A 25,446-nucleotide genomic window follows, 5' to 3' on the forward strand; every position below is an offset into this window, starting at 1 on the left:
ACGTTGTACGAAGAACAAACCTTGGAAGAGGAAGAAATTTTCAGCGGTCGTGTTGTAAAGTTAAGTAAATTGACGGTTAAATTGCCAAATGGGCGAACGAGTACACGTGAAGTGATCGTTCATCCCGGAGCTGTGGCCGTTTTAGCCGAGCCGGAACCAGACCGCGTCATTCTTGTGAAACAGTTCCGCAAGGCCTGTGAGACGGAACTTTGGGAAATTCCTGCAGGCAAGCTTGAACCGAACGAAGACCCGGACGCCGCTGCCAAACGTGAGTTGTCGGAGGAAACGGGATTTTCGGCCGAGCGCATGGAGCGGCTGTTTACGTTCTACACGAGTCCAGGATTTGCGAATGAAAAATTACATGTCTACTACGCGTCGGAACTGAAAGAGGGAGAGATTCACCTAGACGAGGATGAGTTCGTGGAGACGAGACTGTTCAACCGCCAGGAAATAGATCGCATGTTGCAAATGGGCGGTATCGAGGATGCAAAAACGCTTGTGGCCCTACTGTGGTGGTGTGGGCGAAACCGGTGAACAGCTATCATGCGGATTTTCATGTTCACATCGGACGATCTCTCGGGAAACCTGTCAAAATAGCAGCTGGCTCGAAACTAACGTTGGATAATCTGCTGTATCACTCCGCCTTTGTAAAGGGGCTGGACGTGGTCACCGTCATTGATGGTGTGTGTGACAATGTATTGACTGAGGTTAAGCAGAAAATGGATCAGGGAGATTTGATACCGGTTAACGGCGGCGGCTTGATGTATCGGGATCGCCTCCTGGTCATTCTCGGATCCGAAATTGAGCTTGCCGGTCCCCACGGCGGAGCCGCTCATTTTGGATGTTGGTTCCCAGATGTCGAAAGTGCATCCGATTTTAATACTTGGCTGCAAACAGTCCAAAAAAACACGTCGTTGTCATCGCAACGTGCTCGAACGGACGCGGCGACGCTGCTTGAGGAGACGCACACCAGGGGTGGTTTGTTTGTCATCCATCACGCATTTACACCGTTCAAAGGTATTTTGGGTCGCTGTGTGAGCCGAATTGAAGATTTTCTCGATCCTGCGCTTGTGGATGCCCTTGAGTTAGGACTGTCGGCTGATACGTTGATGGCGGATCGGCTGAGCGAACTTGCGAATTTCACTTTTATCACAAATTCGGATGCTCACGGTCTGGATAACATTGCCAGGGAATATAACCGAATCAGCATGAAAAGGCCCTCCTTTAACGAGGTCCGAGCGGTGCTGCATTCAGTCAATGGTCGTCGCGTCGAGGCGAACTACGGCTTACATCCGCAACAAGGGAAGTATTATCGAACTCGCTGTCGACACTGCGATACGGTGGTTTCCAGTGCGGATGACACATGTCTGTGCGGAAATGATAAAGGGCATGTGTACGGTGTATGGGATCGGCTTGAGGAAATATCTGATCTCGCCGCCGCCGTTCATCCAAAACATCGTCCGCCCTATATTCATCACGTGCCGCTTCGCGACATTCCGGGGCTTGGTCCTCGAGGTTACCAGAAACTGATGGCAGCGTTTGGTACAGAGCTGGCGGTTCGGCAGCGGGCCACGCATAGTCAGCTTACGGATGTCCTAGGTGAGCACATGGGTCAAATTGTTGCTCGCGCACTTCAAGGGGATTTTACGTGGCAGGTAGGTGGTGCGGGTACGTACGGCAAGCTCGTGATGTAGTCTATCCGACGGGATTGTCTCATAGAGTAGTCTTGAGATCATTCCTTAGGAGGGACAACCATTGAAGCCTCGAGTCGCAGCAGTATTCGTAAATTCGTCGATCCAGACTATCCCTTGGAGGAACTTTGGTAAAATTCTTCAAACGCGAGTGACACGCCATATGCACCTGTGGACATTCCTGTCCGGCGTCACACTGTGTGGACTGGTTTTTGGTGCCATTGTTGCGGGTCAGCTTGGCGAAACGGACAGACTGGTACTGGGGAATGCCTTACAACATTTATTCGCCGCCATCAAGCAACATCAGCTTGCATCAGGTAGTGAGTTATGGTCTGAGCGACTGATCACGGACGCACAAACATTGGGACTCATATGGTTGTTTGGGGTCTCTGTGATTGGCATACCTTTCGTCATTGCGACGATTTTTTTACGCGCATTTACGGTCGGCTTCGCCATTGGCTACACCACGTTGCAATTTGGATGGAGAGGTTTTGCTCTTGCAGGAATTGGCATCTTTTTGCATCAACTGGTGACTTTCTTAGCCCTATTTATTGCAGCAGTCACTGCGATCCGATTTTCACAGCAAATTCTGCAACAAACGTTGCCCATTCCACGATTAACCGTTCGATTTTTACAGTATACAGGTACGTTCATCCTCTGTGGGGGAGCACTCATGTTGGGCGCGTTTATTCAGTCTTTTGTCGTGCCACATATCTTAACAACTTTACTTGTTTGAGGGAGAGATATGGCCTTGCGGACGTTCACACGTCGAAACGAATCTTTTACTTGCGTGAACTGTGGAAACGAAGTTGAGCCAAGTCAGCGTAGCTGTCGGAATCACTGTCCCAATTGTTTACATTCAGTTCATTTGGACATCATGCCCGGGGACAGGGCCGCAAATTGCAGCGGACTCATGGTACCCATTCGAGTCGAATATCACACGAAAAAGGGGTACCAGTTAGTTCACCGCTGTCAATCATGCGGACACATTTCTCGCAATGTCGTTCAAACCGATGTGCAAGTCCAGCCTGACAACCAAGAAGCGATTCTCGATCTGATGGCACATCCAAGAGATTGAAGAGGGAGGCGAGGTGTCATGTCACAGTTTCTATCCTTCGTTCGAACCATGTTGATCACGGTGTCCATTGCCTTTATCATGTTCTTCTTATTGCATGTTGAGACGTATTTTCGATCATCCCCCCCTCCTCAATCTCCGACACCCCCGTACGTTTCCGTCGTAACGCACCATTACTTTCCCAGTTCGGCTTCCTGGTGGCAACAGTTGCTTGACGATATTCGGTTCGGGAACTAGCCACGGTCGGATACCGTCACATCTTGTCGAATGGAGGGAGGACTTTCATCCCGGGCGTTGAATAACGTACAAGATGATTTTTGGGAGACGGATTGGTCAAAGGAGTTTCGCGATGGATGAATGGATTCGGCGTTTTGTAGAATATTTAGCAGTTGAACGAGGGTTATCGAAAAACACGTTGGAATCCTACGAACGAGATTTACATACGTTCCAGGCTTTTTTAAAAAAGCGTGGACATGTTGTCCCGCGTGATGTGGAACAACATCATATCGGAGCGTTTCTCGGTCACTTGCACGACCTTGGGCGGGCCAACTCGACCATATCGCGCAATTTGGCGAGTATACGCTCGTTTTTTCATTTTCTTGTTCGCGAAGAGGTTATTCTTCGCGATCCGACGTTACATGTTGAAACACCGAAAATTGAAAAGCGATTACCTCGCGTTCTGACTCCAGAGGAAGTTGAACGTCTTTTACGTGCGCCGGACAAATCGTCCTCTTCGGGATTGCGGGATTACGCCATGCTTGAATTGCTTTATGCGACAGGTATACGAGTCAGTGAACTGGTCTCGTTAAATTGCGGTGACGTCCACCTATCCGGGGGATTCCTTCGGTGTATGGGGAAAGGCGGCAAGGAGAGAATTATACCTATCGGCGAATATGCCTTGCAGGCGATGCATTCCTATCTGGAGCTGGCACGGCCCGTATTTGTCAGCTCAAAGGCCTCCGACGCCATTTTTCTCAATCACCACGGGACACAAATGTCCCGACAAGGATTCTGGAAAATTATGAAAAAATATGCCCGAGAGGCAGGAATCGTAAAAGATATTACGCCACACACCCTTCGACACTCGTTTGCTACACATCTACTGGAGCGCGGGGCAGATCTCCGGGCGGTACAAGAGATGTTGGGCCACGCAGACATCTCGACGACGCAAATTTATACGCATGTGACAAAAGGGCGATTAAAAGAGATATACGCCTCTGCTCATCCGCGCTCATAAGACTACATAGTTATAGGGGGACCAATCTTTGGATGCAAAACAGAAACGGTGGATTTGGATTGTGCTGGACAGTTGCGGTATCGGTGCAGCTCCAGACGCCCATGCCTACGGTGAAGATGATGTAAACAGTAATACATTCAAGCATGTAGCGGCTGTAGTACATGGTTTGGATGCACCAAATTTAGGCCGCCTGGGGCTCAGTCGCATCGATCAAATCGACGGGGTCGATTCGAGTCATGCCATCGGCGGCTACGGAAAAATGCAAGAACAGTCAAGTGGCAAGGACACGACGAATGGACACTGGGAGTTTGTCGGCGTCATCTTGGACAAACCGATGCCGACTTACCCGCATGGATTTCCGAAAGAGATCATTGAGCCGTTTGAAGCGCACGTGGGAAAGCCTGTTTTGGCCAATAAACCGGCCTCTGGCACCGTGGTAATTGAGGAATACGGAGATGAGCATCTTCGAACGGGGCGGCCCATCGTCTACACTTCCGCGGACAGCGTCTTTCAAATTGCCGCGCACGAGGATGTTGTGCCCGTTGAAACACTGTACGAGTGGTGTGAGTATGCACGGTCTATTCTGACGGGGGAACATGCAGTGGGTCGGGTCATTGCACGACCCTTCACCGGATCGAAAGGGCATTTCGAGCGGACTGATCGCCGGCGTGACTTTTCGCTGACCTTCGGTGACACGGTCTTGAATTCGTTGCAGGATTCAGATGTGGACGTCATCGGGATCGGGAAAATCGGGGATATTTACGGCGGTTCCGGCATTACGGAGGCCGTGCATACACACGATAATACGGACGGCATGAACGTGCTCATGAAGTACATGGACTCAACCGACAGCGGGCTTCTCTATGCCAATTTGGTCGATTTTGACTCAAAGTACGGACACCGAAACGATCCCGTTGGGTTCGCTCGCGCCATCGAAACGTTCGATGCACAACTCGGTGAACTGCTTGGAAAACTCAAGGATACGGACGTGCTCTGCATCACAGCCGATCACGGCTGTGACCCTACGACTCCAGGTACTGACCACACTCGCGAATTTGTGCCTTTGCTCATCTATCGTCCAACGATGACCCAGGCCGTTGATCTGGGAACCCGGGGGACGTTTGCTGATCTCGGTGCGACGGTTGCAGACTATTTTCACGTCAGAAACCCAAGAGCCGGGGAGAGCTTCCTGAATCAGATCGGCTAATAACGGTTCAGATGCCAATTGGCCGAACGCAATATACGAGAAGAGCAACCTCGCGTGCTCTTCTCTTTTTATATTTTCGGGTGCGTATGCGCACAATAACCTCGAATTCTGCACCTATATTGGTGGAAATAGGAGGGTGCCTCATGCGGGGTTGGCAACGTGTCATTCAGGCAACTGCCGTCGCGAGCGTGTGCGTTCTCGGGGCGAACATCTTCTCGATTCACTCGGCCTACGCGTCGAATTCTTCCGTGGTCGCACAGCATTTCGCGACCTCTATGCCTGTCATCTCGAATACTGGTGTCAAAACGACAACGGAGGGTTCTGTCGAGATCGCAAAGGAGGCTCGATCCGCAGTCATTATGGATGCCGCGACAGGAAAGGTTCTTTATTCGAAGGATGCGGCCGAAGAACTTCCAATGGCGAGTATTACGAAAATCATGACCATGCTCTTGACGATGGAAGCGATTGACGAAGGTCGACTAAAATGGACAGATCAGATCAAAACGAGTGAACATGCGGCGAGTATGGGTGGATCGCAAATCTTCCTCGAGCCTGGTGAGACCATGTCAGTGACAGACATGCTAAAAGGGATAGCCATCGCCTCAGCAAATGACGCGTGCGTCGCAATGGCCGAACATTTGGATGGCAGTGAAGAAGCATTTGTTACCAGAATGAACAAAAGGGCAAAAGAATTGGGAATGAATCATACGCACTTCTCAAATTGCAACGGACTACCTGCCCAGAGTCACTACTCGAGCGCACACGATATCGCCATAATGTCAAGGGCGCTCTTGGTTCATCCGGAGATCACACGGTTTACATCCGTTTACAGTGATTATTTAAGAAAGAATACGGACCGTCCGTTATGGTTAGTTAATACGAACAAACTCGTGCGCTTTTACGATGGTGTTGACGGACTGAAGACTGGGTTCACGCAAGAGGCGAAATACTGTTTGTCCGCAACGGCCAAAAAAGAGGGTTTTCGTGTTATTGCAGTTGTCATGGGTGAACCGAGACCAAAGGTGAGAAATGCCGAAGTGACAGGAATGCTTAACTGGGCATTTAGTCACTATACGTCCAAGCTCCTTTATCCAAAAGGCCATGTTGTGGCGAAGGCGAAGGTGATTAAGGGCGTCAAGGACAATGTGGCAGCCATCACCGCCGAACCAGTCGGCTTTGTCGCAGAGCGTGGAAATAAGAGTACGTATAAGACGGAAATCACGCTCAATCCGGTGAAAGCACCAGTCCTAAAGGGCGTGCAAGTTGGTGAAATGAAAGTCTTCGTAAATGGGGACATGGTTTCCAGAGTTCCTCTACTGGCGAGGGATGAAGTTAAGAAAACAAATGTTTTTCAAGGGTTTGGAAAGACAATTAAGAAGATTGTTACGTTTGGAAAGGCCGAATAACTGCGGTACACAGTTCCATGCCGCTCGACGTTGATCGACAGAATCTCACTTTCGTGTCGAGCGGCCATGCATTTTGCAGATAATTCTTATTTACGCGGAAATGGTCGTGCTTGCTCTCGTGTTGCCTATGGTGAATATTTTCTCAACTTCAGCTATACATTCAGCAACGACGTTTTGCTCAAGCCCCATTTGAAGCCAACACTGTCGTTGAATATTGTTATATTCAATCCAGAGTGGTGTAGGACGGGTGGGATCGAGATGTCGTCGACCGACTTCAATTTCGTTTCGCGTCAACTCGAGCGCTCCCGATGCCAAATGAATTTGTGCCCGAAGGAGGCGGAGTTCAGCCTCAGCTTGGGGCTCAACTTTCGTTCTTGCTAGCACGACGGCCGATTCGCGCATGGCTGTCTCGTAGTCGCCGGATACGTACGCCAACATCGCGTACTCATGTGTTAGGGCAGGAAATAGTGAATCATCTTTGTCTGAAATAAGAGGACGCAGTCCCTCGTAGTTGCGCAGAGCCTCCTCATACTTGCCCGCATACCGGAAAATGACGCCTCGATTGATCCTGCATTTCAGTGAACCCTTTGGATTATCCGCAGCTACATGTGCCGCGATCGCGCGATTATTATACGTTAGAGCCATTTCAAAATCCTTGAGCTTCATGCAGGCCAGTGCCAATCCTTGATAGGTTTTCGCCAAATCCAGATCTCCGCCGTAGCGACTGGACATGGAAATAGCAGCCTCGTAAGATTGGCGCGCCATGAGCCAATTTCCTTCATCGAGGTACGTCCGCCCAAGATTGGATTGTATCTTAAGACCAATGGGCATGTAGATATCTTCGTGCTGCTGCAACAAATCAATGGCTCGCTGCCAATACATTCGAGCTACACGAAGTCGACCAAGCCGCCGAATGGTATTGCCTGCATGGTAATATCCGTGAACACTCGTCGCGACGTCATTGCGCTCATAGCCGACTTGAACGATGCATTCATACATACGACAGGCTTCTTCTAAGTTTCCTAGTTTCAGATAGCAGTTCGCCATCTCGCTATAAACGACGTCAGGTTTAAATTGCGGTGAAAGTGGCCATGACAATGTTTTAAGGAGTGTTATAGCCTCTTCATACCGACCGGAGTCGATATAATGACGGGCTATTCGATAATTTTGCAATTCATCGGACTTATCAATCAAATCTGTTTCGAAATAGTTTGGGTCAACATTCAGTTTACTTGCTATATGAGCGAGCAGTGCGGGAGAGGGTGTGGCTCGATCCGATTCAATCTGGCTGATCATGCTGGCTGTGACGATGCCGTCAGCCAAGCCGTGTTGTGTCAACTTTTGTTTTCTTCGAAGAGTGCGAATTTTATTGCCCAGTGTCTCCATGGCGAGGCCCCCAACATTTTTCCTTTATTCTACTATGTTTTTAACGAAATTGGGAATGGCTCACTTGTCGAATTTGGTAGAAATACTTCTAGTTTTGTAGGTGAGCAGGATTTGCTTGCACAGAGGGATAATTGAATCAGCCAAGAGCCGTAGGTGAAAGGAGATAACAACGGTGTCAGTCAAGTCACGTTTTGAGCATGGAGTACTCGTGATCAGTCTCCAGGGTGAATTGGACCATCACGCAGTGGAGAAAATGCGTTCAGAGATTGAAACGCAGTTGGCTCAATCACACTATCAAGGACTTGTTATGTCTTTTAGGAATATTGATTTCATGGACAGTTCTGGACTGGGGTTGATTTTGGGTAGACTTCGAACAGTGTCGCAACACGGTGGCCAGATGGCTCTTTGTGAAGTTGGACCGTCACTGAAAAAACTGTTTGAGATGTCCGGGCTACTGAAGGTGCTGCCTGTGTACGAGGCGGAAGATGTCGCAGTGCAAGCCGTTAGGGGAGCGTGAATTACGTGGAACGAGTTGCTAGTCAAGTACAAGTGGACAACTATTTGCGGTTGCAGTTTCCAAGCCGCTCCGAAAATGAGTCACTCGCCCGTGTTGCAGTGGCCTCGTTCGTCGCCCAACTGGACCCAACTGTCGAAGAGCTCACTGAACTGAAAACTGCAGTATCTGAGGCCGTAACCAACGCCATCATCCACGGTTACGAGGACAGGGAGGGCGAAGTTCGAGTCGAGTGTGCGCTGTTTGACAGAACGGTGAGGATTGTCATTGAAGATGCGGGTGTCGGGATTCCCGACATCGAAGAAGCGCGTCAACCGCTGTACACATCCCGTCCTGAGTTGGAGCGCTCCGGCATGGGGATGACCATCATGGAGAGCTTTGTAGACATGCTGGAAGTCGATTCCACCTTAGGACAAGGCACTCGTGTAACGATGGTCAAAACATTCGGTGCAGAACCAAATCTCATGTGATGGGGGTCTCTCGGATGGATTATGCAAAAGAGACTTCCGCGAAGAATCAGAAGTTGACGGACGACGAAGTCCGTTCATTAATTGAATCAAGCCATCACGGCAATACGGATGCACGTGACAAACTGGTCATACACAATCAACGACTGGTGTGGGCCGTTGTTCAGCGTTTTCTCGGGCGAGGTTACGAGGCAGACGACTTGTTCCAAATTGGCTGCATTGGGCTGATGAAAGCAGTCGATAAATTCGACCTTGCCTACGACGTGAAATTTTCAACCTATGCCGTGCCGATGATCATCGGGGAAATTCAACGCTTTCTTCGTGATGATAGTACTGTCAAGGTCAGTCGTAGTCTAAAGGAAACGGCGAAACAGATCCGCCACGTCAGAGACGATTTGGCAAAACGTCTGGGCCGGCAGCCACATATTACGGAACTTGCTGAAGCCATGGGTATGGAGCCGTCTGAAATTGTATTTGCTCAAGAAGCCCTGCGGGCACCCGCTTCCATTCACGAGACGGTATACGAAAACGACGGAGATCCAATTTACTTAATGGATCAAATCGCCGATGACGATACCCAGGGCCGCTTTGATAAAATTGAACTCCACGAGATTATTGGCCGCTTGCCGGAGCGCGAACGCTACATCGTTTACATGCGGTTTTTCAAAGACAAGACACAAAGCGATGTCGCCCGAGTTCTTGGTATTTCACAAGTTCAAGTTTCGCGTCTTGAGAAGCGGATTCTACAACAAATAAAAGAACAACTTGAATAACGTCAAAACGGGTTGTCCACAATTTCATGTTAGTCATTTCCGACAAGACCGCTGCTTCATGACAGCGGTCTTTTTTCCGTTTTTAAGTGACGGTTGCTTCCAGCTCGATTAGGGAGTGTGCGCTTGGGCACACTACACCAAGACCATGGAGATCGTTGGAGGAATGAACATATGTCAGTGACCAAGGCGGATCGTGACAAGTATCAGCAACTCGTCAAACAACATCGACCGGCCCGAACCATTATTGCGAACACCATCCGTGCATTTATCGTCGGAGGACTCGTTTGCGAACTTGGGCAAATTGTACAGACGCTGTTTATTCGTTTCGGTCATTTCAGTCAGACGGATGCAGGGAATCCGACAGTCGCAGCCATGATTTTTCTCTCTGTCGTTTTTACAGCACTGGGTATTTATGACCGCTTCGCACAGTGGGCTGGTGCGGGTTCAGCAGTTCCAGTGACCGGATTTGCAAATACCATGGCCTCAGCCGCCATGGAGCACCGCAGTGAAGGTTGGATCACTGGAATCGGGGGCAATATCTTCAAAATCGCAGGCCCCGTTATCGTCTACGGTGTTGTCAGTGCATTTTTCGTAGCGCTCATTCGCTATATTGTGACACATTTATAAGTTGGAGGTTCATGCATGAGTAAGTTAGGGCGTCAAACATGGGACTTTACAACAAATGGAGTGTATGTCCAAGGGATCGGGACCGTTGCGGGTCAACTGGAGGGCGAAGGTCCACTCGGAAAGGACTTCGATGTTCGTCTGCAAAATGATCGAATCGACGGGGATACATGGGAACATTCAGAACAGCGATTGTTCGGCCAGGCTGCTCAATTAGCCCTAGAAAACGCAAATCTTACCGCCGACCAATTGGACGTAGTGATGGGTGGGGATTTAAACGCCCAATTAATGGGCTTCTATCTCGGTTTGCGACCGTACTTGGTTCCGTCCTTGGGCGTCTACAGTGCATGTGCAACCATCTGTCAAGCATTGGCTCTGGCCGGACTTATGGTGCATACGGGGCACGCACATCGTGCTCTAGTGGGCACTTCAAGTCACACGAGTACGGCAGAGCGGCAGTTCCGGTATCCCACTGAATATGGAGCGCAAAAGCCCCCAACGGCGCAGCGAACGGTCACTGGTTCAGGTGCCGCCATTTTGTCGGACACGAAAAGCCCGATTCAGATCACTCACGCGACAATCGGCCAGGTGCTTGATTACGGCGTCACGAGTCCGTGGGAAATGGGTGCCGCAATGGCCCCAGCCGCTGCTGACACACTGCTTGCCCATATGCGCGATACAGGTAGGTCATTCGGCGACTATGACTGTATTGCAACAGGCGACCTCGGACGAGTGGGACACGAATTGCTAAAGGAACTTCTCAAGGAAAAGGGCGTTCATGAGACAAGTAACCTAACCGACTGTGGAATGCTCGTGTACGATCCGTCACAAAGCGAGGTTTTTTCGGGTGGAAGTGGAGGCGCTTGTTGTACGATTGTTACTTTTGGTCACCTGTTCAAAAAACTTCTGGATGGAACGTGGAACCGGATTCTAGTCAGTGCGACGGGAGCGCTATTGTCGTCAGTTAGCTCTCAACAGCATGATTCCATTCCCAGTATTTCGCATGCAATCGCCTTTGAACGAAAGGACGGTGTATGAGGATGCCAACATGGACCACTTTTATTTGGGCGTTTGTCGTCGGCGGCGGCATTTGCGCCATTGGACAAATTATTCTCGATCTCTCGAAACTCACGCCCGGGCATATCATGGCCATGCTGGTTGTGGCCGGGGCTATTCTCGACGGGCTTGGACTTTACGATCCGCTGATTAAGTTTGCTGGGGCAGGGGCGACTGTGCCAATTACCAGCTTCGGGAACTCACTCGTTCACGGTGCTATGCAGGAGGCGCACTTGCACGGGCTCGTGGGTATTATTACGGGAATTTTTGAAGTCACTAGTGCGGGCATTTCGGCGGCCATCGTCTTTGCTTTCTTAGCAGCGGTCGTCGCAAAGCCGAAGGGGTGAAACCCTTGTGGACGAGCACAGACGACTCGACGATGGCGAACCAAGACGTGTAATTTTGGTCACCGACGGAGATCATATGGCGTTACGTGCGTTACGGATTGCAGCAAAACGAACAGGGTGCAGAATCATCTCACTCAGTGCTGGTAACCCAACGCCTTTGTCGGGTGTCGAGATTGTCAATTATGTGCGTCAGGCCCCGTACGATCCCGTTATTGTCATGATGGATGACAATGGCGATGGAAATGAATCCGGTGGTGAACAAGCACTCAGCGTTCTCGTTCACCATCCGGACGTGCGCGTGATCGCGGCACTTGCGGTCGCCTCAAACACGTGTGCCGTGGAAGGGGTCGCGATTGATTTTAGCATCGACGCAAGGGGGAGGCGGGTGGAAACGGCCGTCGATAAAGACGGTGTACCTCAGAACTCATATATTGTCAGTGGGGATACTGTGGACATTCTGAGACGCCTTGACCCGCCTCTCATCGTTGGGATAGGTGACATCGGTAAAATGCATGGACATGACGCTCCAGAGCGTGGAGCACCGATCACCACAGCCGCTATAGAATGGATCTTGCTATCCACCCAACATCAACATCTGTTCGCCCACAACGATGGCGCGTCTCTCGCATACCGTGAAGAGAGAAACACGCGGAGGTGACCAGAATGGTGAGTTTTCTTATGTTTTTGCCGCGATTGTTCCGCTACTTTGGTATGTTCCAGTCCTTCATGGGCGTTGTTCGGCCAATATGGCCATTTTTCTCCCGTATGTGGCAAAGGAATCCCGCTTCGGCAGTCGCATGACTGAGATCGATTCCATGTGATGTATACTAGAGGAATCACGCACATGGAGATGGGAATGAACCGCCATACCCACGATTTACTCTGAACAGGGAACAATACATTCGCGAATCGAAGTAGTTGAAAAAAACGATCTTCGGATGATGCGCTTTGGTAAACGGGGCGGCTGGCAAGGGGCACTTGATGCAACTCGGCCAGACCGGCCGGTTTTTCCTTATCAGCGGGCATTTCGTGCCTTGGCCTACGCCCTACCAAAGGTGGAGTATTTTCTATCAATTGGGGTTGGCACCGGCACCGCCATGCATTCGGTCTTGACAGAGCATCCCAATGCTGCTTTGTCAGGGATCGAAATCGACGAAAGAGTTCTGGAGGTTGCGATTCACTACTTTCAGGCTCCAAACCACCATCGGGCCGATTATTGGGTTGGCGATGGATTCGCCTTTATTCGCACAAATCGTTCCATCCGATACGACCTTATTTTCATTGATGCCTATATGCCAACAAGTATTTATCAGCCGGCATTGGAGCCATATGTTCTTGACGCACTGCTCGGGCGTCTCACAGATGGCGGCGTGGCAGTCTACAACATTATTGGACAAAGCATGCGCAGTAGGGCGAAAGGAAGATTCACCAAGGCCGCCAAGGAACGATTTTCAACGGTACTGGATTTGCCTGTCGGGCTACCGTTTAGTGATCAGAACCATCTGGTTATCCTGTCCAATGACAACAGTTTGTTTGAGAGATTCCAAGGCCGACTCGGACGTGCTCCCTCACTGTCTGTCCTTGAACATGTTTGGTGGCCAATTCGGTTGCGCAAGCTGTAGGGTAGCCATGATATAATGGTCACACATGAGAATCGGGAGGTCCCGCGTTGTTTGCCAAATTGTCATCGCCTTCATACATACTAACTATTTTCATTGTACTATTCAGTTTGGTTGTGCATGAGTTTGCACATGCATTTGTGGCAGACGTACAGGGGGATAAAACAGCTCGGTTAAATGGGCGTCTAACGCTCAATCCATTGGCTCACTTGGACTTACTGGGCATTATTATGATTGTCATCGCAAGTATTGGATGGGCACGGCCAGTACCTATCAATATGAATAACTTTCGGAAACCTCGGCTGTCGATGATATTGGCCGTGGCTGCAGGGCCCGGATCGAATTTGATCATTGCTATCCTAGCGAATTTGGCTGCGGTGCTTACACAATCGTCCTATGTGGCGTCTGCGTTGCTCCAAAACATTGCTATCGTAAATGTATCGTTGTTTGTTCTAAACATCATCCCGATCCCGCCCTTGGATGGATCCCAAATTTTACGGCATATGCTCCCGTACAAGCAAGCCGTGACGTTCAGTAAGCTAGACGTATACGGACCGTTTATTCTACTATTTTTGTTTATCATTCCGCAGTTCTACAGTTGGGTATTCGGACCCATCACGTACTCCTTGGATCAGTGGATCCTCTCGTGGTTTTTATGAATTTGATGAGAGAAGCGTGAAAGTCCGTGTCTTACGAAGTGAGACTTGCTCAATTTGAAGGTCCGCTTGATCTGCTCATGCATCTCATACGAAAAAATGAAGTTGACATCTACGACATTCCCATTGCTGAGATCACGGATCAATATTTGGGATATCTAAGGGAGATGGAAGAGTGGTCTCTCGATGTAGCCAGCGAGTTCGTCGTCATGGCCGCCACGCTCCTAGCCATCAAATCTCGTATGCTGTTGCCGAGGACCCGGGTCAACCAAGAGGACCCGGAAGAAGATCCGCGTGCACCGCTCGTTGAGCAACTGATCGAGTATCAGCGATGTAAAATGGCGGCACAGGAACTTTCCGCATTGGCGACCGAACAAGCACAAGTGTATTCTCGCATGCCCATGGATTTAACGCCGTATAAGAGTAAAGAGACGCCTGAACTTACCGGTGTAACGTTATGGAGTCTCGTGGATTCATTCAGGAAGCTATATCAACGTATGCCCCAAACGGAGCGTGTTGCGGAAATTCGCGGGCATGTTGAGCGGGTTGAGGACTTGATGGAGGAGCTGACGCGGCGTTTACAGCGGTACCGACGGATCGAGTTTGTCCATCTGGTTGATTTCGTAAATAATCGTCACATGCTAGTGACTGCTTTCTTGGCGATTCTTGAGTTGGTAAAGGATAGACTGTTGGCCTGCGTTCAGAATGAACCGTTCGGGCCGCTTGAACTGATTTGGATTGGAGAGAGTGAGTACGACGATGCCCCTCTTAGCAGCGGTTGAGGCGATTTTGTTTGCGGCTGGGAGTGATGGGCTGCAGACATCTGAAATAGCGCATATCCTCGGTTGTTCTGAAACGGACGCTCGGGGCCTCTGTCTTCAGTTACAAGCAAATTTGGACGAGCGTGAGGCAGGGATCGCGCTTCAGGAAGTTGCGGGTACGTGGCAGATGATGACGCGTAAAGAGCATGCTCCTTATTTAAAGCGTATGGCGCAAACCCCAATGCAGACCAATCTGTCTGCGGCAGCGCTTGAAGTTCTGGCGATTGTCGCTTACAAGCAACCCATCACACGGGGAGAAATTGATGATATCCGTGGAGTGGGCTCAGATAGAGCATTGAGCACCTTGGTGCATCGGCAACTGATTCGTGAAGTCGGTCGTCAAGATGCACCCGGCAGACCTATTCTCTTTGGCACGACCGATTTGTTTCTTCGTCACTTTGGTCTGAAATCCCTGTCAGAGTTACCTCCTTTGCCCCCACCACCGGAAGAGACGGACGTGTCTCTCTTCACCTTACCAACCGATACGCCTCGTGACTGACCGTGCATAGCGCGGTAGCCCGAGGCACATAATGTCACCGACTCTTAAAAGGTGGCATCGAAATGATTGCGTTATTTCTCGTTTGTGCGGTACTCATTTGTATAACAATTCTCTTGTTCTTACCTGTTGAAATTCGTGTGCACTATGAACACGTTAAAGAGGATGACAACGGATTTCTGGAACTACGTTACCTTCATGGTCTTATCCGTTTGCGTCGGGAACTCACGAAGGTCCAGGCTGGAATGACAAATGAGGGTCCAACGATACATGTACACGGTGAAAAATCGGCCCACAATCATTCAAAGGAAGTAATTTCTGCATCAGGTATTCTCAACCACTGGAAATCGATAAGGGAGAGGTTTCGTACATCTTTACCTATTTTACGTCGAACTGCTCGACACCTGCGCATTCATGAGCTCGAGTTTGAAGCAGCTGTGGGTATGCATGATGCCGTTGCTACTGGTATGACCGTGGGTGCGATGTACGCTGTAACAACGGGGTTATTCGGCGCGGTGAGCCATGCGTGCCGGCTACAGACGAGTCCAAAAGTACACATTCAGCCGGTATTTAATCAGCCGCTCCTTTCCGTCAAAACACACAGCATAATGCGCATTCCATTAGGTTACGCTATCAGCGCAGGCATCAGGCTGTTGTTAGCCTGGAAAAGGAGGACGTAACTTTGGATCACCCAATTCAGGGCCTTATGCAGACGGCTATGACAAACATCCGTGAAATGGTGGACGTCAACACCATCATCGGTGATCCTGTTGAGACACCAGATGGAACCGTCATCCTCCCGGTATCCAAAGTCGGTTTCGGTTTTGCTGCTGGTGGTAGTGAGTTTAATGCAGAGCAATCCGGAGGCGGTGGCGGTAGCGAGGGAGAACACCCATTCGGCGGCGGATCCGGGGGTGGTGTCTCGATCACGCCGATCGGATTTCTCATTGTACACGGCAACAATGTTAGGCTGTTATCTACCGACAATCAAAATCAGCTGTACGATCGACTCATTGACATGGCTCCCGCCGTCATGGAGCGCATTCAGTCCTTTTTCCAGCAGGGAAATCAAGGTGGAAGTTCCGGAGCTGGTTCTGGATCCTCTCCCGTCGTGTAAGCGGACTTACAATTGTAAACAAAATCAAATGTGTTAGATCCGTCGCGGCTGGCATACCCATGTATGGACAAGATGAGGTTTGTCCCTTGGGGGTGTGTCAGCCGTGATTGACTTTATTTGGCTTGTCTTGTTTATTGTCGGTATCATCACTGCCATGTTCACTGGTCACATGAATAACGTGGCAGACGCCATTCTCAAGGGCTCGGAGAAAGGTGTAACGCTGTCCATTGGACTCATTGCCGTGATCGCGCTTTGGTTGGGGCTCATGAACATCGCCGAAAAAGCCGGGGCGATTGCATGGTTGTCAAGAGTGTTACGACCAGTAGCCCGTATGCTCTTTCCGTCGGTTCCTGCCGATCACCCAGCTATGGGAGCTATCTTGGCGAACATGAGCGCTAATCTGTTGGGGATTGGCAATGCAGCAACGCCGCTTGGTTTAAAAGCCATGCACGAACTACAAACGCTCAATCCAGACAAGGACCGGGCGAGCGACGCTATGTGTACGCTCTTGGCCATCAACACGGCCAGTATTACACTCATTCCCACCACTGTCATCGCTATCCGCATGCAATATCACTCCGCCCATCCTACCGCTGTGGTCGGAACGACGCTCGTTGCGACGGCCATAGGGACGGTGGCTGCCATTATATTGGATCGCCTATTTCGGTGGTTGGACCGACGGAGGCATGCGTGATGCAGGATATCATGAGTTCCGTCAGCGAGTGGCTGTTGCCGATTCTCGTCGGTACAATACTTGTATTTGGTTATCTCCGCAGGGTTCCTATTTACAGCACATTTGTAGATGGGGCGAAAGGTGGATTCGCTACGGCGATTAAGCTCATTCCCCACCTTGTAGCCATGGTCGTCGCGGTAACGGTTTTTAGCGAATCTGGTGCCATGGGAATCCTTGTACAACTGTTAACCCCAATTCTGCAGTGGTTACATGTTCCGGCGGAAGTTGCACCGCTGGGCTTACTGCGTCCCATTAGCGGACAAGGTGCTTTGGCGTTCATGGTAAATATTTTCCAAACAAAAGGCCAGGGACCGGACTCGTATTTAGGTATGTTAGCTTCGACAATGCAAGCATCCTCCGATACAACGCTTTACATCTTAACTGTCTATTTCGGCAGTGTTGGAATTCGCAAGTTTCGGTATGCATTAAAAGTGGGATTACTCAGTGACTTCATCAGCGTTCTCGCATCCGTTTTCGCTGTGTCCCTGTTGTCTGGTATGATACATGTCTAAGACAGGAATTTTTAAGTCCCGGACAGGGAGATGACAATGGAACGTTTACAAAAAGTTTTGGCGCACGCAGGTGTAGCGTCGCGGCGAAAGTGCGAGAGTCTCATCACAGAAGGTCGCGTGACAGTGGACGGTGAAAAAGTTGTCGAGCTTGGGTACAAGGTGGACCCGTCTCAGCAAGTGATTGCGGTGGATGGCAAACCAGTCAAGGCAGAACGTAAAGTTGTTCTACTCTTGAATAAACCCACGGCTTACGTAACAACCGTCTCCGATCCAGAGGGTAGGCGGACCGTGATGTCGCTGCTGCCTCAAATAGAAGAACGACTATACCCGGTCGGACGTTTGGATTATGACACAAGTGGTCTGCTACTGTTCACAAACGATGGAGCGCTCACAGAACGTCTCCTTCATCCCTCGCATGATATTGAAAAGGTATATCGGGTCACTGTCACTGGACAAGTTGACCGGGAGGCTAGGCGCACCTTGTCTGAAGGCGTTCAGCTCGATGATGGCATGACAGCACCCGCCCGTGTCGAATTGATGCGACAGGGGGAGGAGTCTGTCGTTCAAATTGCCATTCACGAGGGGCGCAATCGCCAGGTGCGTCGGATGTTTGACGCCCTTAAATTACCTGTCAAAAGACTAAAGCGAATGGCCTTTGGCCCTATTGCATTGGGCCATCTGAAAACTGGTGACTGGCGCTTACTTGACCCGGCGGAATGGAAGGCATTGTATAGAAGTGTGGGGCTTACTCCACCACCATACGTCAAGCCTACTTTTCCGAACACGCGCCCGACGTCAGCGTCACGCGGCCAGCAGAAGAGAAGGCCGCGGAAAACACAAAGACAAAAATAATGTATTGAACCTTCGCGAGTTTTGCATTCTAAGCGCGAAGGGGTGTGAAATTTATGAAGAAACGCCTAGGACTGGCGGGTATCGCTTTTGTGGCCTTTGTGCTTACCGGTTGCGGAGCCAACACGAACAACGGATCGAAGCCAGCGGCTGATGTAATGAACGCAACCAATCGCGTTACAAATGGTACCGTTAATCGAGTGACCAATGGTGCTGCGCGGTTGGGCGACAGAAACCATTTTCAAATGGCTACGAAGATCGCGAACGGGCTTGTGAAGGCGGGTTACGCAAAGAACGCGTTTGCATTCGTTACGGGTAACACAGCCTACGTAGCAATTACTCAAAAGGGACCAGCTAAAACGAACATGACGATGCAAGAAAAAAACAGAATTGCGGCCTCCGTCAAACGCATGGATAAGCGCATTCAAACGGTTTACGTCAGTGCGAATCCGGATGTGTACCAGCGGTTTCAGAGTTTTGCAAAAGACATGCAAGCGGGTAAACCTGTCGCAGCCATCTGGAATAACTTCAGCACGACTGTTGCGCGCATGTTTCCCACGGCTCATTGACAGAAGTAGACCCTATGTGACGGCAAGTCATAGACTTGCCGTTTTTCTTTAGTTGTTGGAAACAATTCGTAGGTCTTATAATGGAGGCAAGCTTAGGATCGGAGGTTCTCCCATGCCACAACCGCGAATCTTGATTGTTGATGATGAAGAGCGAATCCGGCGGTTAGTACGGATGTATTTGGAACGCAGTGGATTTGATGTTACAGAAGCAGAGGATGGCAAGGAAGCAGTTGAAATTGCATTGGCACAATCCTTTTCACTCATCATATTGGACTTAATGCTACCAGGCATGGATGGACGGGATGTGTGTAGTCAAATTCGCCAGCACAGTGAAGTACCGATTGTCATGTTAACAGCCGCTGGGGACGAAATGAATCGCATCCACGGATTCGAGTTAGGTGCTGACGATTATGTTGTTAAACCATTTTCGCCGCGAGAGTTGATTATGCGAGTTAAAGCGCTGTTAAAGCGCACTGGTGAAACAGAATATGCTCGCACTGACCTTCAACAGGCTTTGACATTCCCGGGTTTGGTTATTCACATTGATGCGCGTCGTGTTGAAGTGGACGGGCACGAAATCTCTCTAACACCGAAGGAATTTGATCTACTTGTATACATGGCCCAGAGACCTGACAAAGTCTTTAGTCGTGAGGAACTACTAAGAGATGTTTGGAACTACCAGTTTTACGGGGACCAACGGACTGTTGACACCCATATTAAGCGTCTACGTGAAAAATTGGGACAAGTATCAGGGCCTGTGAGTCAATATATTGTAACGGTTTGGGGCGTGGGCTATAAGTTCGAGGTTGTTCTGTGATCAGAAATAGCGTTGTTGCAAAATTATGGTTGACCATTGTCGGAATGGTCTTTTTGGTCTTGGCCTTGTTGAGTGTGTTACTTCAGCAGTTTTTTAACAATTATGTAGTCCAACGCGAGACAGATCAATTGACACGTATGGCGATTAGCGTGCAGGCTCTAATGACGGGTCAAAATCCTCAAATGGCGGCAGCAGTTGCTGAACAGGTGGCATCGGATGTCCAACAAGCTAGTCTCGAATACAGCATCCCCTTGACTGCGAATGCAAATTTAACGAAAGCGTATCACTCTTTTACACCTGATCAACTGCAGAAGTTTATGAATGGACAGCCGGTATCAGTTCGTGCCAAGTCATCTGGTACAGAGTATGTTTCCGTATACATGATGATTCCGACGGTTGGAGGAACGCCTGGCATTCTGTCTGTTTCCCAAAAGATGAGCGTGTTGGATGCTCCCGCGCATCAGATGAGGAATTTGATTCTGTTCGCTACCGCTCTTGGTATTGTACTAGCGACTGGTTTAGCTTTTGTTGTGTCTAAGAATTTGTCTCGACCCTTGCTCGAGATGAACCGTGCAGCTGAAGAAATGGCGAAGGGAAAGTTCGAACAGCGCGTTGCAGTCAGCACGACGGACGAAGTGGGTAGACTGGGACAGACATTCAATGCTGTTGCAGAAGAATTGGCTAAGACCATCGCACAACTATCAGTGGAGCGGGACCAGCTCAGCAGCATCTTATCGTCATTACAGGACGGGGTGATCGCCACGGATATGAGCGGCAATGTTACCCTGGCCAATCCCCCTGCTTTGAGACTTCTCCGGGCGATGTCCGTGGCCGAACAGGGCGTGGCATCCATGGACCGATTGCCAGAACGATTAATGGCTCTTTTCTCTCACGTCACGGAGCGTGTCGAACCAACGGTTCGTGAGGAAATGTGGGAGGGCCGGACGATGTCCATTACCATGCTTCCGCTCTATGAAGTGGATGGGAAAGGGATGCGTGGGACCCTGGCAGTACTTCGGGACATCACCGAAGAACGACGACTGGATCGCCTACGGAAGGATTTTATTGCGAATGTGTCACACGAACTGCGGACACCATTAAGTATGATGCAAGGTTACGCCGAAGCGCTGCTGGATGATATTTCGGAAGACCCGCATATGCGTACTGAGCTCACTGAGATCATATACGATGAAACATTGCGTATGAAGCGACTCGTTAACGATTTGCTCAATTTGGCGCAACTTGAGAGTGGTCAGTTTCAAATGAACATGGCTGTTGTTGACTTTACTTTGATCATGCGTCGTGTAGGTCGCAAATTCCAGGCCATGGCACAGGATTCCGGTGTGGAATTTAACCTATCAGTTCCGCAGTTTGCAGTCTTTATGATGGCCGACGCGGACCGGATTGAGCAAGTGTTCACCAATCTCCTGGATAACGCCTTCCGACATACGCCCGAAGGGGAGATCACCTTTGCAGCGGATATTCGAAATCATTATGCTTATATCCGCATATCAGATACTGGGGGAGGAATCCCTGAAGAAGACTTACCGTTCATTTTCGAACGGTTTTACAAAGCTGACAAAGCTCGAACGCGATCGCGCTCAGGAACAGGACTGGGCTTGGCAATTGCTCGGCACATTATCGTAGAACACAGTGGTGACATCTTGGTCGAAAGTTCACTTGGACACGGAACGACATTTACAGTTGTTCTCCCGGTAAAAATGGAAAACGACTCGGGAAAGGCTGAGTCGGATAAGGAGTGATGCCCGCATGGCTTGGGTATATTACTTACGGCTCATGGACACAAAGTTTCAAGCAGATTGTCTGGCGGCCCGTATTGAGCAGGGTTCACACTGGTTGTCGAAAAAGATGCCTCGATATATAGGCACATTTCAAACCGGCAAAGGACGATACGGGGTAAAGATGTTTTGGGATTAGACGTTCAACTATGTAACATGGGTCCATATGGCCCCTCGCTGCTGACAAGAGACACTGGGCATAATCGATGCAAGGGGCCTGCGTGATAGCCCAGGTATTACGACGTCTGGACCTCTGGGCCGTAAGTTATGACGAGACGATGCCGTTGGGCGAGCAGTTCGATTAATTTTGTTAAAAAGGAGGCGTCCTCTTTGGGTAGCGTACTCATCCGCTGGGCGGCCTCGAGGTATGGATAAGCGGACTCATTGAGAATGAAGTTCTGCATATAGAGCGGCAACTCATCCGGTGAATTATGCATATTCGGGACCATGAAATCAGAGCGTTCATCGCACAGGAGCGTAAGTGAAACTCCTAAGGCGCAGGCAATTCTTTGAGCATACTCCAGAGACGGATGCCGCTTGTCGCGTTCAATGGATGAGATATGAGGTGTGGAGATGCCAGACCTCAAAGATAGCTCTTGTTGAGACCAATGACGCGCGTGCCTCATACTTCGCATACGACTTCCAAAAGATTCATTCATAATTATGCCTCCTTGGTCGGTTCTATTAACCGGATAATGTAAATATATATAAGCTTGATTTTTCTGTAAATATAATATCGGAAATTTACTTTAATATTTTGAATAGGTAGGACTAATTATGATGTATGAATTAGGGAATGACGTCTCTCGATATGCAAACCTGCCGGATCGGCTGCAACGTTTGGACGCAAACAAGACCGTGGCGATTACGGGAGCCGGGATTAGCGTGGCTAGCGGATTGCCTCTCGGGAATGATTCAATTGGCGGGATCGAGCTGCCAGACTTTTTTAGAGCCCCTTTATGGTTAAACGAACCGAAAAGGGCATACGAAGCGTACCGCGAAATTTTGTCTTCGTGGAGAACGGCTGAACCAAACATCAGTCACCTGACCCTGGCGATAAGTGGGGTTCCCGTCATTACACAAAACATTGACGGATTGCATCGCGACGCCGGTAGCGAGCGACTGATCGAGTTACACGGGAACTTGCGAGAACTGTCGTGCCGAGACTGCTGCGCTGTTTACACAAGTGCGCTAGCATGGGAGATGGACGTCCCAACATGTCCGACATGCAATGCGCACCTGTTCCCAGGGATCACGCTAGAAGGCGATCCCGTTCGCCACATCGCACGCGCCGCCGAATGGGTGGCAAGCGCAAATTATCTCCTTATTGTCGGAACGCAGATGGCGATGGACCCAATCCGCCAATTACGTGAACTCGCTCAGCGAAATCAGTTAGAGGTGCTTTGGGTTTGCGACCGCGGAGACTACTGGCTGCCAGTTTTATTGGCGAATTAAATGGACTAAGGCCCCATAAAAGGATATTCTGTACAAAAAAACTCGAATTTTGTTTGGGAAATAGTAAGAATCCTATTTCCTTCTGGTGATTGCTTCGCTATAATGGGGACAGACTTTCCCATATCCTCATTGCCTAACGCCCCCTAATCCGGTTGGTTTACCACAGGGGGCGTTTTGCATGACAGGGTTTGTAGATTATTTATGTGATGGTTTTATAAAACTGATTTCGTTCGGGAGTGCATGGCTTTGTCACATTTTGCTCTCGTGTTGGAACAAAGCCGCAAAGCCAAGGCGGCACGACACGTCTATGATTACCTTCGTGGCAAGGTGAGAGATAAGAGTCAGTTGCTGAGTGAAATTATCATCGATGACACCCGCGGAACAGACGGAATTCACGTTGAACCCGGGGACAAATATCGTATTTTAAATGTGCGAATTCACGACGAACACATGAGCCCTTACTTTCGAACAAACTTGAACTTGTTTCAGTTACTGATGATCGATGAGCATTCGGATATGTCCGTATATCGTTCCGAAAACGGGTGGTTGTTCGTATTTGAGGGACTTGCCCCTGGGCCGTTGCCATTTGGACAAAATGGATTTGACACGCGATGACATATAGGGGTGCTTACGCTGGCACAGAGCGAGCACCTCGGTCGGTTTTGCGAACTCGATTGAGAATTCGCACTGATAGTTCCACCAAAAACAGTAAAAACAATGCAAGCACAAGGTCTGCACCAACTGATGCCGACAGGGCAAATGTATCATAGGTCCCGTGCGTGAGAGCGGGAAGAATATATGCGTACGCTTTGTTCCGCCCGTTGAACTGAACCTTTGAAAATTGATAGCCCATAATGATGGCAAACATGAAATGTGCTGGAACGGCCGTGACGGATCGAACAACTGCTGTGACGAGTCCCGTACTTGTCACGTACAGGATATTTTCAACGGTTGCAAATCCTAAACCGATCGCTGCAGCGTAAACCACGCAGTCAACGGGCCCTCGTATTAACCGAGTGCCTAGTACGGCCCGATCGAAAATGGCCGCCTTGAGAAACTCTTCAATCATACCTGCAACGAAAAAAGCGGTAATGAGACGGCCCTCGATTCCACCTTCTGCGAAACCTTGTGTGTTCATCATCATCCGTTCGAGTAATCCCGCTGGAAATACGATGGCCGCTCCTAATATAAACAGGCGGAACACCTGCCGCTTAGGTTCGGGGTGTAAATGGTCTCGTGTGTAAATAAACACTAACAACAAAAGACCAGGAATGACCGCCAATGCTACATAAACCATGCGCCTACCCCTTTTATTAGCTTTTAAACGTCCTTAGTGTGCACAAGGAGGAAGAGATTATGTTGTCCGGCGATTTGCGAGGACTGACCCAAACGTTGTCCGATCCAGTGGAATACAACCTAGAACTTCACAACCTCACGATGCCAATCAACCAATTAATCGGTGAACCGATCACGATTCGATTTACAGGCGAGAGGCGTTGCATCGCGTGTGGTCGGGAAGTCAACAAATTGTTTCAGAATGGGTACTGTTTCCCCTGTGTTCGCACACTCGCCGAATGTGATCTCTGTATTGTTAAGCCACATGAATGCCACTTTCACTTGGGGACTTGCAGAGATGAAGCATTTGCAGAGGACCACTGCATGATCCCACACTACGTTTACCTCGCTTGGAGCAGCGGGTTCAAGGTCGGACTGACGCGGAAGGGTCGACAGCTCAAGCGCTGGATGGACCAGGGGGCAACACTTGCAATGGTGATCGCCGAACTACCGACCCGGAAAATGGCGGGCGAGGTGGAAATGGAAATTGCAAAACACATGAGAGATAAGACTGATTGGCGAAAGATGCTGCGTGAAGATTCGGAACCGGATCGATCCCTAGCGGATGTTCGCGCCGACGTACTGTCCAATCTTCCGGAAACGTATCATGAATATATTCTCCCTGACCCCGGAGTCGCCCAGGAGATTCGGTATCCAAGGAAAGAAGGGTTTTCCGTGAATTTGAAGTCCCTGAATCTCGACAAGGAGCCCATCTTCACTGGGACGCTGCGAGGAATTAAAGGGCAATATCTACTTTTCGATGAGGGAGTTATGAACATAAAAAAGTTTAGTGGTTATGGAGTGGAGATCAGCAGTTCCGCTTTTGGTGGCTAACAGAAGCATCTTCCTATTTGCCCTGGGGTACACTATGTCCGGGTAAAAAGG

Annotated in this window: 34 protein-coding genes; 31 read left to right on the plus strand and 3 right to left on the minus strand. The window is 49.7% G+C overall.

From position 1 onward, the window contains the following. The first annotated feature begins 3 nt into the window (after positions 1 to 3). The 8 genes from NZD86_RS11505 (at position 4) to NZD86_RS11540 (ending at position 6,616) form a co-directional block, all read left to right on the plus strand. Positions 4 to 534: an NUDIX hydrolase gene (locus NZD86_RS11505; protein ID WP_268046700.1), complete on the plus strand. Its 531-nt coding sequence runs from the start codon at positions 4 to 6 to the stop codon at positions 532 to 534. Beyond that, entirely contained in the window at positions 531 to 1,694 is a 1,164-nt protein-coding gene (locus tag NZD86_RS11510; RefSeq protein ID WP_268046701.1) for an endonuclease Q family protein, read from the plus strand. The genes NZD86_RS11505 and NZD86_RS11510 overlap by 4 nt, the downstream gene beginning before the upstream one ends. A gap of 61 nt (positions 1,695 to 1,755) precedes the next feature. After that, positions 1,756 to 2,427, plus strand: coding sequence for a stage II sporulation protein M (gene spoIIM, locus NZD86_RS11515; protein WP_268046702.1), 672 nt, complete (start codon positions 1,756 to 1,758; stop codon positions 2,425 to 2,427). 9 nt (positions 2,428 to 2,436) lie between these two features. Then, positions 2,437 to 2,769, plus strand: a complete 333-nt coding sequence (locus NZD86_RS11520) for an RNHCP domain-containing protein (protein WP_268046704.1) — start codon at positions 2,437 to 2,439, stop codon at positions 2,767 to 2,769. Positions 2,770 to 2,787: 18 nt separating this feature from the next. Then, on the plus strand, positions 2,788 to 3,003 hold the full coding sequence (locus NZD86_RS11525) for a hypothetical protein (RefSeq protein WP_268046706.1): 216 nt from the start codon (positions 2,788 to 2,790) through the stop codon (positions 3,001 to 3,003). Positions 3,004 to 3,115: 112 nt separating this feature from the next. Beyond that, positions 3,116 to 4,003, plus strand: a complete 888-nt coding sequence (gene xerD, locus NZD86_RS11530; protein ID WP_268046707.1) for a site-specific tyrosine recombinase XerD — start codon at positions 3,116 to 3,118, stop codon at positions 4,001 to 4,003. A 28-nt stretch (positions 4,004 to 4,031) separates the two neighbouring features. Continuing rightward, positions 4,032 to 5,210 carry a phosphopentomutase gene (locus NZD86_RS11535; RefSeq protein WP_268046708.1) on the plus strand — a complete coding sequence of 393 codons (1,179 nt, stop codon included), beginning with the start codon at positions 4,032 to 4,034 and terminating at the stop codon, positions 5,208 to 5,210. A 275-nt stretch (positions 5,211 to 5,485) separates the two neighbouring features. After that, complete coding sequence (locus NZD86_RS11540) at positions 5,486 to 6,616, plus strand: D-alanyl-D-alanine carboxypeptidase family protein (protein WP_407655253.1); 1,131 nt, start codon at positions 5,486 to 5,488, stop codon at positions 6,614 to 6,616. Positions 6,617 to 6,706: 90 nt separating this feature from the next. On the opposite strand, the gene NZD86_RS11545 is transcribed toward NZD86_RS11540, so the two are convergent. Further along, the gene (locus NZD86_RS11545) at positions 6,707 to 8,002 is read right to left on the minus strand and encodes a tetratricopeptide repeat protein (protein ID WP_268046710.1); all 1,296 of its coding nucleotides are present in this window, start codon (positions 8,000 to 8,002) and stop codon (positions 6,707 to 6,709) included. Positions 8,003 to 8,174: 172 nt separating this feature from the next. On the opposite strand from NZD86_RS11545, the gene spoIIAA reads away from it, so the two are divergent. From spoIIAA to NZD86_RS11645, 20 genes are all read left to right on the plus strand, one after another. Next, complete coding sequence (spoIIAA, locus tag NZD86_RS11550; RefSeq protein WP_268046711.1) at positions 8,175 to 8,519, plus strand: anti-sigma F factor antagonist; 345 nt, start codon at positions 8,175 to 8,177, stop codon at positions 8,517 to 8,519. 32 nt (positions 8,520 to 8,551) lie between these two features. Continuing rightward, positions 8,552 to 8,986, plus strand: coding sequence for an anti-sigma F factor (gene spoIIAB, locus NZD86_RS11555; protein ID WP_268046853.1), 435 nt, complete (start codon positions 8,552 to 8,554; stop codon positions 8,984 to 8,986). Positions 8,987 to 9,000: 14 nt separating this feature from the next. After that, on the plus strand, positions 9,001 to 9,756 hold the full coding sequence (gene sigF / locus NZD86_RS11560) for an RNA polymerase sporulation sigma factor SigF (protein ID WP_268046712.1): 756 nt from the start codon (positions 9,001 to 9,003) through the stop codon (positions 9,754 to 9,756). 171 nt (positions 9,757 to 9,927) lie between these two features. Beyond that, on the plus strand, positions 9,928 to 10,383 hold the full coding sequence (gene spoVAC / locus NZD86_RS11565) for a stage V sporulation protein AC (RefSeq protein ID WP_268046713.1): 456 nt from the start codon (positions 9,928 to 9,930) through the stop codon (positions 10,381 to 10,383). A 15-nt stretch (positions 10,384 to 10,398) separates the two neighbouring features. Next, positions 10,399 to 11,418 (plus strand): stage V sporulation protein AD, encoded by a 1,020-nt coding sequence (gene spoVAD, locus NZD86_RS11570; protein WP_268046714.1) that lies wholly within the window; start codon positions 10,399 to 10,401, stop codon positions 11,416 to 11,418. A 2-nt stretch (positions 11,419 to 11,420) separates the two neighbouring features. Then, positions 11,421 to 11,783 (plus strand): stage V sporulation protein AE, encoded by a 363-nt coding sequence (spoVAE, locus tag NZD86_RS11575; protein WP_268046716.1) that lies wholly within the window; start codon positions 11,421 to 11,423, stop codon positions 11,781 to 11,783. Positions 11,784 to 11,790: 7 nt separating this feature from the next. Beyond that, complete coding sequence (locus NZD86_RS11580) at positions 11,791 to 12,441, plus strand: stage V sporulation protein AE (RefSeq protein ID WP_268046717.1); 651 nt, start codon at positions 11,791 to 11,793, stop codon at positions 12,439 to 12,441. Positions 12,442 to 12,721: 280 nt separating this feature from the next. Next, positions 12,722 to 13,405 (plus strand): spermidine synthase, encoded by a 684-nt coding sequence (locus NZD86_RS11585; protein WP_268046718.1) that lies wholly within the window; start codon positions 12,722 to 12,724, stop codon positions 13,403 to 13,405. A gap of 47 nt (positions 13,406 to 13,452) precedes the next feature. Further along, positions 13,453 to 14,061: a site-2 protease family protein gene (locus NZD86_RS11590; protein WP_268046719.1), complete on the plus strand. Its 609-nt coding sequence runs from the start codon at positions 13,453 to 13,455 to the stop codon at positions 14,059 to 14,061. Between the two features lie 26 nt (positions 14,062 to 14,087). After that, entirely contained in the window at positions 14,088 to 14,840 is a 753-nt protein-coding gene (locus NZD86_RS11595) for a segregation and condensation protein A (protein ID WP_268046720.1), read from the plus strand. Then, positions 14,806 to 15,378, plus strand: a complete 573-nt coding sequence (scpB, locus tag NZD86_RS11600) for an SMC-Scp complex subunit ScpB (RefSeq protein ID WP_268046721.1) — start codon at positions 14,806 to 14,808, stop codon at positions 15,376 to 15,378. Before NZD86_RS11595 ends, scpB begins: the two co-directional genes overlap by 35 nt. A gap of 62 nt (positions 15,379 to 15,440) precedes the next feature. Beyond that, the gene (locus NZD86_RS11605) at positions 15,441 to 16,055 is read left to right on the plus strand and encodes a DUF2953 domain-containing protein (RefSeq protein ID WP_268046722.1); all 615 of its coding nucleotides are present in this window, start codon (positions 15,441 to 15,443) and stop codon (positions 16,053 to 16,055) included. A 2-nt stretch (positions 16,056 to 16,057) separates the two neighbouring features. Next, positions 16,058 to 16,492: a GerW family sporulation protein gene (ytfJ, locus tag NZD86_RS11610; RefSeq protein ID WP_268046723.1), complete on the plus strand. Its 435-nt coding sequence runs from the start codon at positions 16,058 to 16,060 to the stop codon at positions 16,490 to 16,492. 103 nt (positions 16,493 to 16,595) lie between these two features. Further along, positions 16,596 to 17,186 (plus strand): nucleoside recognition domain-containing protein, encoded by a 591-nt coding sequence (locus tag NZD86_RS11615; protein ID WP_268046724.1) that lies wholly within the window; start codon positions 16,596 to 16,598, stop codon positions 17,184 to 17,186. Further along, positions 17,186 to 17,737: a spore maturation protein gene (locus tag NZD86_RS11620; protein ID WP_268046725.1), complete on the plus strand. Its 552-nt coding sequence runs from the start codon at positions 17,186 to 17,188 to the stop codon at positions 17,735 to 17,737. The genes NZD86_RS11615 and NZD86_RS11620 overlap by 1 nt, the downstream gene beginning before the upstream one ends. Positions 17,738 to 17,773: 36 nt before the next feature. Continuing rightward, on the plus strand, positions 17,774 to 18,589 hold the full coding sequence (locus NZD86_RS11625) for a pseudouridine synthase (RefSeq protein ID WP_268046726.1): 816 nt from the start codon (positions 17,774 to 17,776) through the stop codon (positions 18,587 to 18,589). Positions 18,590 to 18,642: 53 nt separating this feature from the next. Next, complete coding sequence (locus NZD86_RS11630) at positions 18,643 to 19,155, plus strand: YhcN/YlaJ family sporulation lipoprotein (protein ID WP_268046727.1); 513 nt, start codon at positions 18,643 to 18,645, stop codon at positions 19,153 to 19,155. 112 nt (positions 19,156 to 19,267) lie between these two features. After that, positions 19,268 to 19,972: a response regulator transcription factor gene (locus tag NZD86_RS11635; protein WP_268046728.1), complete on the plus strand. Its 705-nt coding sequence runs from the start codon at positions 19,268 to 19,270 to the stop codon at positions 19,970 to 19,972. Further along, complete coding sequence (locus NZD86_RS11640) at positions 19,969 to 21,735, plus strand: ATP-binding protein (RefSeq protein WP_268046730.1); 1,767 nt, start codon at positions 19,969 to 19,971, stop codon at positions 21,733 to 21,735. The genes NZD86_RS11635 and NZD86_RS11640 overlap by 4 nt, the downstream gene beginning before the upstream one ends. A gap of 7 nt (positions 21,736 to 21,742) precedes the next feature. Next, entirely contained in the window at positions 21,743 to 21,910 is a 168-nt protein-coding gene (locus NZD86_RS11645) for a hypothetical protein (RefSeq protein WP_268046731.1), read from the plus strand. Between the two features lie 97 nt (positions 21,911 to 22,007). Here NZD86_RS11645 and NZD86_RS11650 read toward each other — a convergent pair whose 3' ends face one another. Continuing rightward, positions 22,008 to 22,430, minus strand: a complete 423-nt coding sequence (locus NZD86_RS11650; protein ID WP_268046733.1) for a helix-turn-helix domain-containing protein — start codon at positions 22,428 to 22,430, stop codon at positions 22,008 to 22,010. Between the two features lie 118 nt (positions 22,431 to 22,548). On the opposite strand from NZD86_RS11650, the gene NZD86_RS11655 reads away from it, so the two are divergent. After that, positions 22,549 to 23,226: an SIR2 family NAD-dependent protein deacylase gene (locus tag NZD86_RS11655; RefSeq protein ID WP_268046734.1), complete on the plus strand. Its 678-nt coding sequence runs from the start codon at positions 22,549 to 22,551 to the stop codon at positions 23,224 to 23,226. 246 nt (positions 23,227 to 23,472) lie between these two features. Next, positions 23,473 to 23,841, plus strand: a complete 369-nt coding sequence (locus NZD86_RS11660) for a hypothetical protein (RefSeq protein WP_268046735.1) — start codon at positions 23,473 to 23,475, stop codon at positions 23,839 to 23,841. Between the two features lie 13 nt (positions 23,842 to 23,854). Here NZD86_RS11660 and NZD86_RS11665 read toward each other — a convergent pair whose 3' ends face one another. Continuing rightward, a complete protein-coding gene (locus tag NZD86_RS11665; protein ID WP_268046736.1) occupies positions 23,855 to 24,523 on the minus strand; it encodes a PrsW family glutamic-type intramembrane protease in 669 nt (222 codons plus the stop codon). Positions 24,524 to 24,582: 59 nt separating this feature from the next. Here NZD86_RS11665 and NZD86_RS11670 point away from each other — a divergent pair, with 59 nt between their 5' ends. Then, on the plus strand, positions 24,583 to 25,395 hold the full coding sequence (locus NZD86_RS11670; RefSeq protein WP_268046737.1) for a DUF2797 domain-containing protein: 813 nt from the start codon (positions 24,583 to 24,585) through the stop codon (positions 25,393 to 25,395). Positions 25,396 to 25,446: the final 51 nt, after the last annotated feature.

Origin of the sequence: Alicyclobacillus dauci (assembly GCF_026651605.1) — a bacterium.
GTDB lineage: Bacteria > Bacillota > Bacilli > Alicyclobacillales > Alicyclobacillaceae > Alicyclobacillus > Alicyclobacillus dauci.

Excerpts from the sequence above, each read along its gene's own strand:
- sigF (WP_268046712.1), top strand. The coding sequence starts at position 9,001 with ATGGATTATGCAAAAGAGACTTCCGCGAAGAATCAGAAGTTGACGGAC.
- NZD86_RS11605 (WP_268046722.1), top strand. The coding sequence starts at position 15,441 with ATGATTGCGTTATTTCTCGTTTGTGCGGTACTCATTTGTATAACAATT.
- NZD86_RS11650 (WP_268046733.1), bottom strand. The coding sequence starts at position 22,430 with ATGAATGAATCTTTTGGAAGTCGTATGCGAAGTATGAGGCACGCGCGT.
- NZD86_RS11665 (WP_268046736.1), bottom strand. The coding sequence starts at position 24,523 with ATGGTTTATGTAGCATTGGCGGTCATTCCTGGTCTTTTGTTGTTAGTG.
- spoVAE (WP_268046716.1), top strand. The coding sequence starts at position 11,421 with ATGCCAACATGGACCACTTTTATTTGGGCGTTTGTCGTCGGCGGCGGC.
- NZD86_RS11545 (WP_268046710.1), bottom strand. The coding sequence starts at position 8,002 with ATGGAGACACTGGGCAATAAAATTCGCACTCTTCGAAGAAAACAAAAG.
- NZD86_RS11630 (WP_268046727.1), top strand. The coding sequence starts at position 18,643 with ATGAAGAAACGCCTAGGACTGGCGGGTATCGCTTTTGTGGCCTTTGTG.
- NZD86_RS11645 (WP_268046731.1), top strand. The coding sequence starts at position 21,743 with ATGGCTTGGGTATATTACTTACGGCTCATGGACACAAAGTTTCAAGCA.
- spoVAD (WP_268046714.1), top strand. The coding sequence starts at position 10,399 with ATGAGTAAGTTAGGGCGTCAAACATGGGACTTTACAACAAATGGAGTG.
- NZD86_RS11540 (WP_407655253.1), top strand. The coding sequence starts at position 5,486 with ATGCCTGTCATCTCGAATACTGGTGTCAAAACGACAACGGAGGGTTCT.
- NZD86_RS11520 (WP_268046704.1), top strand. The coding sequence starts at position 2,437 with ATGGCCTTGCGGACGTTCACACGTCGAAACGAATCTTTTACTTGCGTG.
- NZD86_RS11585 (WP_268046718.1), top strand. The coding sequence starts at position 12,722 with ATGATGCGCTTTGGTAAACGGGGCGGCTGGCAAGGGGCACTTGATGCA.
- NZD86_RS11625 (WP_268046726.1), top strand. The coding sequence starts at position 17,774 with ATGGAACGTTTACAAAAAGTTTTGGCGCACGCAGGTGTAGCGTCGCGG.
- NZD86_RS11620 (WP_268046725.1), top strand. The coding sequence starts at position 17,186 with ATGCAGGATATCATGAGTTCCGTCAGCGAGTGGCTGTTGCCGATTCTC.
- NZD86_RS11655 (WP_268046734.1), top strand. The coding sequence starts at position 22,549 with ATGATGTATGAATTAGGGAATGACGTCTCTCGATATGCAAACCTGCCG.
- NZD86_RS11670 (WP_268046737.1), top strand. The coding sequence starts at position 24,583 with ATGTTGTCCGGCGATTTGCGAGGACTGACCCAAACGTTGTCCGATCCA.
- spoVAC (WP_268046713.1), top strand. The coding sequence starts at position 9,928 with ATGTCAGTGACCAAGGCGGATCGTGACAAGTATCAGCAACTCGTCAAA.
- xerD (WP_268046707.1), top strand. The coding sequence starts at position 3,116 with ATGGATGAATGGATTCGGCGTTTTGTAGAATATTTAGCAGTTGAACGA.
- NZD86_RS11635 (WP_268046728.1), top strand. The coding sequence starts at position 19,268 with ATGCCACAACCGCGAATCTTGATTGTTGATGATGAAGAGCGAATCCGG.
- NZD86_RS11525 (WP_268046706.1), top strand. The coding sequence starts at position 2,788 with ATGTCACAGTTTCTATCCTTCGTTCGAACCATGTTGATCACGGTGTCC.